Annotated in this window: 6 protein-coding genes and 2 pseudogenes; 4 read left to right on the top strand and 4 right to left on the bottom strand. The window is 61.1% G+C overall.

Annotated features, from left to right (window positions below; translation table 11 throughout):
• The 3 genes and pseudogenes from QN219_RS12215 to QN219_RS12225 form a co-directional block, all read left to right on the top strand.
• Positions 1 to 289: pseudogene (locus QN219_RS12215) on the top strand (hypothetical protein); the annotation flags it as partial.
• A 153-nt stretch (positions 290 to 442) separates the two neighbouring features.
• Entirely contained in the window at positions 443 to 1,264 is an 822-nt protein-coding gene (locus QN219_RS12220; protein WP_283999930.1) for a hypothetical protein, read from the top strand.
• Positions 1,261 to 1,971, top strand: coding sequence for a metallophosphoesterase (locus QN219_RS12225; protein ID WP_283999932.1), 711 nt, complete (start codon positions 1,261 to 1,263; stop codon positions 1,969 to 1,971). The genes QN219_RS12220 and QN219_RS12225 overlap by 4 nt, the downstream gene beginning before the upstream one ends.
• A 74-nt stretch (positions 1,972 to 2,045) precedes the next feature.
• Here QN219_RS12225 and QN219_RS12230 read toward each other — a convergent pair whose 3' ends face one another.
• Positions 2,046 to 3,215, bottom strand: coding sequence for a zinc-dependent alcohol dehydrogenase (locus QN219_RS12230; protein ID WP_283999933.1), 1,170 nt, complete (start codon positions 3,213 to 3,215; stop codon positions 2,046 to 2,048).
• On the bottom strand, positions 3,212 to 4,201 hold the full coding sequence (locus tag QN219_RS12235) for an SDR family oxidoreductase (RefSeq protein ID WP_283999934.1): 990 nt from the start codon (positions 4,199 to 4,201) through the stop codon (positions 3,212 to 3,214). Before QN219_RS12235 ends, QN219_RS12230 begins: the two co-directional genes overlap by 4 nt.
• Positions 4,202 to 4,796: 595 nt before the next feature.
• On the opposite strand from QN219_RS12235, the gene QN219_RS12240 reads away from it, so the two are divergent.
• The gene (locus QN219_RS12240) at positions 4,797 to 5,060 is read left to right on the top strand and encodes a hypothetical protein (protein ID WP_283999935.1); all 264 of its coding nucleotides are present in this window, start codon (positions 4,797 to 4,799) and stop codon (positions 5,058 to 5,060) included.
• Positions 5,061 to 5,214: 154 nt separating this feature from the next.
• Here the strand turns inward: QN219_RS12240 and gfa are convergent, their stop codons facing one another.
• Both gfa and QN219_RS12250 read right to left on the bottom strand, forming a co-directional pair.
• Positions 5,215 to 5,790, bottom strand: coding sequence for an S-(hydroxymethyl)glutathione synthase (gene gfa / locus QN219_RS12245; protein WP_283999936.1), 576 nt, complete (start codon positions 5,788 to 5,790; stop codon positions 5,215 to 5,217).
• Between the two features lie 87 nt (positions 5,791 to 5,877).
• A pseudogene (locus QN219_RS12250) lies at positions 5,878 to 6,055 on the bottom strand (S-(hydroxymethyl)glutathione dehydrogenase); the annotation flags it as partial.

Raw genomic sequence — 6,055 nt, forward strand, 5'->3', positions numbered from 1 at the left:
GATCGTCGAACGCACGGCCGGCGAAGTCTCGGCGCGCTGCCACGACGAACAGGCGAACTTTCTGGCACTCAACCTGATGCACGACATTGTGACCGGCGCGAAAAGCGTCGAGGACGCGCGCGCCTATTATGCCAAGGAATTTGGCGACTACCGCCGCAAGAAGCCGACGCCGTATATGGAGAAATTGCGCTTCAACCAGCAGGAGCGCGGCGCAGCCGATCCGGACTTCCGCGTCCTGACGGACGAGGATCTCGCCCAAGCCAAACGCGAAGGCGAGCAACGCGGTTAGCGCAAGCTCCTGACGCGCTGTCTGCCCCGATGGATGCGCCCGTCCGGAGCTCGACTGCTGCGAGGCACCCCTTCGTCTGCTTCAACGATGGCGCGGAACTTCCCCAAGTCTAGCGTGTTTCCGTAGGAGATCCTGTCGGTACCGGAGAACAGCATGAAATCAGCCATACCGCCGCAAAAGAATTCACGCGGAGGAGCCGGACCGCTCGCCGTGCCGCAACTCGTTGACGAGGAGGCCGAGGCCTTTGTCGCCGAGGCAATCGCGGAGCTCGTTCGCTCCAAAATTCCCTTCCTGATCGCAGGCACCTTTGCCGTCAGCGCCTATACCGGCATCTCACGGCCGACGAAGGATCTCGACGTATTTTGCAAGGCGGGCGACTACACCCGTATCCTCCGGCACTTCAAGTCCCGTGGCTACGCGGTCGAAATCGAGGACGACCGGTGGTTGGGGAAGGTGTTCAAGGGCAGATTTTTCTTCGACGTAATCTTCGCCTCGCCGAATGGAACTATGCTGGTTAACGATAGCTGGTTCGCACATGCGCTGCCGGTGGAAATCAGCGGCTGTCCGGTCTCGATCGCCGCGCCGACCGAATTGATCTGGTCGAAGTCCTTCATCCAGCTTCGTGAACGCTACGACGGCGCCGACGTGGTGCACGTGATCCTGAAAGCGCATGACCGGGTCGACTGGGCAAGATTGCTAGAATACATGGAGGTTCACTGGGAGGTTCTGCTCATCCACCTCCTCAATTTCCGATGGATATATCCTTCCGAGCGCAACAAGGTTCCGCAGTGGCTGATGGACGAGCTCCTGAGCAGGCTGGCGGCACAACGGGATCTGCCGCTGCCGCAGACGAAAATCTGTCGCGGGCGAATGTACTCGCGCCCCGACTACGAGATCGACGTCAGGGAATGGGGATTCGCCGATATCGGCGGCGAGGGTGACATGCGCGAAGGAATCGAGGAGAAGACGCCATGAGCAAGCTGAAGGTCGCCGCCGTTGCGGATCTCCACGTGAAGGAGGACAGGTCGGTCTCCTATACCGAGCTGTTTTCCGAGATTTCTCAAGCCGCTGACGTGCTCGTCATCGCCGGGGACCTGACGGACCTGGGCAAGCCGATGGAGGCCGAGCTCCTGGCAGCCGACCTGAAGTCCTGCACGGTTCCCGTCGTCGCCGTTCTTGGAAATCACGATCACCAGTGCGATGCGGCGGAGGAAGTCTCATCGATCCTGGTGAAGGCAGGCGTCCATCTTCTCAACGGCCAGACCATCGAGATCGAGGGAGTGGGGTTCGCCGGAACAAAAGGCTTCATCGGCGGCTTCGGTCGGCACATGCTGGGCTCGTTCGGCGAGACCGCCATAAAGGCCATGGTCTCGGAGAGCGTCGAGGAGGCCATGCGTCTGGAGAATGCCTTGAGAAACACCAGGGCACAGCGCGCCTTGGTCGTTCTGCACTATTCCCCGATCGCCGAAACCGTCGCGGGGGAACCCAAGGAAATATACCCGTTTCTCGGTTCATCCCGTCTCGCTGAGACCATCGATCGCTTCCGCGTGAGCGCCGTTGTTCACGGCCACGCACATAAAGGAACCTACGAAGGGCAAACACCGGGCGGCGCCCCGGTGTTCAATGTCGCTGCCCATATCGAAAAGCCGACGGGCCGGCCCTACGCCATTCTGGAGCTCTAAGCAGTTTCGCGGAGTTTAAAGAGGTACATCGCGCGATCGCGTGCACGCGTCAGCGCTTGACGAGGGCAGATCCCTTACGGCCTCAGAACCACCTTTACGCAACCATCCTTCCTGTCGCCGAAGGTACGGTAGAGCGCCGGCCCCTCATCGAGACTGCCCCTGTGGGTGATGACGAAAGAGGGGTCAATCTCCCCCTTCCCGATCCGATCGAGCAGCGAAGGCAGATAACGCTGCACCGGCGTCTGCCCCATGCGGAAAGTCAGTCCGCGGTTGATTGCCGACCCCAATGGTATCTTGTCCAGATATCCGCCATAGACGCCCACGATCGAGACGGTTCCGAAATTCCGGCAGCAATGGATTGCCTGCCGCAAGACATGAGGGCGATCGGTGCCCATGTACGTGGCCACCTTCACGCGGTCGACAAAGGAATCGAGGCTTGCCCGGCTGTCGGCTTCGGTCCCGACCGCGTCGATGCAGCCGTCGGCACCCCGTCCGTGGGTTATCTCCATGATTCGATCGTAGATGTCCTCCTGCATGAAATCGAGGGTCATCGCACCCGCCGTTTCGGCGAGCCTCAGGCGTTCCGGAACCGTATCCACGGCAATCACCCTTTCGGCTCCGAGCAGGAACGCCGAACGGATCGCCATCTGCCCGACGGGACCGCAGCCCCAGATGGCGATCGTGTCGGCCGGCTTGATGTCGCAGAACTCGGCGGCCATGTAGCCGGTCGGGAAGATGTCGGAAAGAAACAGCACCTGCTCGTCGGTCAACTCGTCCGGGACTTTGATCGGTCCGACATCCGCATAGGGTACCCGCAGATATTCCGCCTGCCCGCCGTTATAGCCGCCGAGAAGATGCGAATAGCCGAACAGGCCGGCGGGCGAATTGCCCCATAGCTTCACGGCTTTTTCCCGATCGGGATTAGTGCGTTCGCAGCCCGAATAGAAGCCTCGCTGACAGAAGAAACACTCGCCGCAGGCGATTGTGAAAGGAACGACGACACGATCGCCGACCCTCAATCTGGTCGCCCTCTTGCCGACCTCGACCACCTCGCCCATCGTTTCATGGCCAAGCACGTCGCCGTGCTCCATCGAGGGAATGAGACCGTTGAAAATATGGACGTCCGAGCCGCAGATCGCGCACGCGCTGACCTTGATGATGGCATCGCGATCGTCCTCGATTTTCGGATCAGGCACGCTCTCGCATCGGATGTCGCCCTTGCCGTGCCAAGTCAGGGCCTTCACCTCAGGACTCCCATGTGCGAAGCACGGGGCCTCCCGGCGATCAGGGCAACGACCGCGAGCCCGACGACAGCCACGGCTGCCACGGTTGCAAGCGGAATTCTATGAGACGAGCGAAGACCTCCGTCGATACCGCCGGCCACGGCCGGCGCCCTGAACAAGTTGCCGTTGCTGCTCTCTACCCGCGGCGCTTGGCTCAGATAACGGGACGTAAGCTTCGCCAGGAGCCGCGTCGTGAGATTGGGCGCGAGAAAATGCGCCAAACGCGCCAGGTCCGCCACGAAGCCAACCGTGATCGAGGTGCGTGGACGCTCCGCGAGACGGACAATGGCGCGAGCGGCACGGCGCGCATTGTAGACGGGTGGAGGAACGCTGAGTTTGCGGCCCGTGTAATTCGCACCGTGGGCCACCCCCGGAGTATCCATGAAGGTGGGGTAAACGTCACAAATGTGGATATCGGGTTCATCGGCGAGCTCGGCACGGAGCGCTTCGGAGAAGCCTCTAAGGCCGAACTTGCTGGCACTGTAGGCCGTCGCAAAAGGCGTGGAAGCAAAACCTCCGAGAGAAATCATGTTGATGAAGGTGCCCTGGCGCTGCTTGAGAAAAATCGGAATGACCGCATGTGCGTCATTGATATGGCCCATCAGGTTCGTGCGAATGACCTGCTCGTGGGCAGCGATCGGCGTATCAACGAAGCGACCAACCGCACCGACGCCGACATTGCTGAACCAGACGTCGATCTGGCCGAAGCTCGTCGCCTTCCTGGCCAGCTCCCTGACTGCGTCTGCATCCGTCACGTCAGTAGGCACAACCAGGACCTCGGCCCCCATTTCGCGACAGGTCTTCGCCACGCGTTGAAGCGCGGCCGCATCGCGGGCGGCGAGCACGAGTTTCGAACCGCGTCGGGCGAACTCCTCGGCCGCGGCCTGCCCAACTCCGGACGAAGCGCCCGTGATGACCACTACCGCATCTCTCAGAGCTTTCCTCATGTTGCATCTCCGTCTCGAACGAGGGTTCCGAAGGAACCGCCAGCGGCTGAAGATGTTCCGACATCGCTGACATGGGCGTCGCACCACGTAGGCGGGAGGCATTGAATGGGCGAATCTGTCGTGGATTCCGGACACGCGGCCACGGGGGGCGCTTAATCCGATTGGTCGATCGCATGCGGCGGTGGCTGTCCAATATCGGGGGTCCCGTCATACGGAAAAAGCACCCAAATCACTGCGATCACGACCAGAATAAGAAGTACCGCTGCTGTCACAATCTTTGACATCCTCCGGTGACCACCCTTCATTCCTGATCTGAACTGCGAGACGGCGGAACAGGGGCTTGGGATAACGCCCCGCATTCCCGCGTGTTCGAACCCGCGTGTTCGAAGCGACTTCCCAATCGTCATCGATGGCAATTGTTCCTCAACCGAAGATCGCCATCGCCTAGCCGATCGCGCCCGGAAGACGCACATCCTCGTCAGCGTTCGCCTTGCCGGCAGGACGCTGGAGCGAGACTTGGAGAACAAGGAACAGATGAAGCTTGGGAACAAAGTGCTGCCACTCGCTTTCTTCCGACAAGAAAAGGAAGACCACGATGGCACGTATCAATCCGAAAAACCCTGCCCGCCGACCGGCCGAGATAGTCCCCGACGAGAACGCCGAGACGCGACCGGATCTATCGCGCCCCGAGGATGCAAAGCCGGCGGATCAAGGCCGGATACCGCCGGTTCCGAGCAGCGATGAGGCAAATGTCGATCCGGACGAAGCTCTTCCAGATGACGAGGAAGAGAACTCGATCGCCGACAATCCCTCACGCGAAGAGGTCCGCTTCGGCAGCGTCAAGCCGCCGCGCCCCTAGATCCGCGTCGTGCCCGGGCGATCTACCGGATGCTCCTTCAATCGCAGGCACGGCGGTAGCCGCGGCTGCGGATGTTTCCACGTCAAAGTCCATGGCGCCCTGTCAGCGGCTTGATCAGCACGCTGACAGGGCGGGATCGACTCCGTCTGCTCGATCAGCTGGGAAGCGCGCCCGACTTCTTCGCAACCCAGGTGGCGATATAGTCCATCAGGGCTGGCGAAAGGCAGTCATAGGGCTCCAGTCCAAGCTCCCGCAAACGTGCCCGGATGCCATCCATGCGACTGGGGTCGACCCCCGATTCGATGATGGAGGAGACGAAGGCGGCAAAGCCGGGCGGAGCCCAGCCCGACTCCTGAAAGCGCTCGGGGTGAATGAAGTCCAGCCCCTGGAAGGCATGTTCACGCTCCACCGGGCCATACATATGAACGCCGCAGTCCCTGCAGGCGTGCCGCTGGATCAGCGCAGACGGGTCGACCACTTGCAGCTTGTCACCGTTCTCGAGCACGTTCACCTTGTCATGCGGAACAACCGCAACAATGGAGAAATTGGTGCCGCTGGGCTTCCAGCATTTGGTGCAGCCGCAAGCATGATTGTGGGCAATCTGTCCCTCGATCCTCACCTTGACGGGCCTGTCCGTGCAGGCACAAACAAGCGTGCCTCCGGTAAAGTTCGGGCTGGCCTCTCTCAGGCCCCCATCGACCGCCGGATGAATGCGAATTGAACTTTCCATCGCGTGTCCTCCCTGTTGTGCCGAAGCCCAAATCTCGTCTCGGATGCTCTGGCGCTTCAGCTTGGTTCGAGCGCCCGGCGGATACGCTCAATAGATCACGACGCTGCGGATGCTTTCGCCGGAATGCATCAGTTCGAAGCCCTTGTTGATGTCGTCGAGCGGCATCGTGTGGGTGATCATCGGATCGATCTCGATCTTGCCCTCCATGTACCAGTCGACGATCTTCGGCACGTCGGTGCGCCCGCGCGCGCCGCCGAAGGCGGTG

The sequence above is a fragment of the Sinorhizobium sp. 8-89 genome (assembly GCF_030124325.1).
GTDB lineage: Bacteria > Pseudomonadota > Alphaproteobacteria > Rhizobiales > Rhizobiaceae > Sinorhizobium.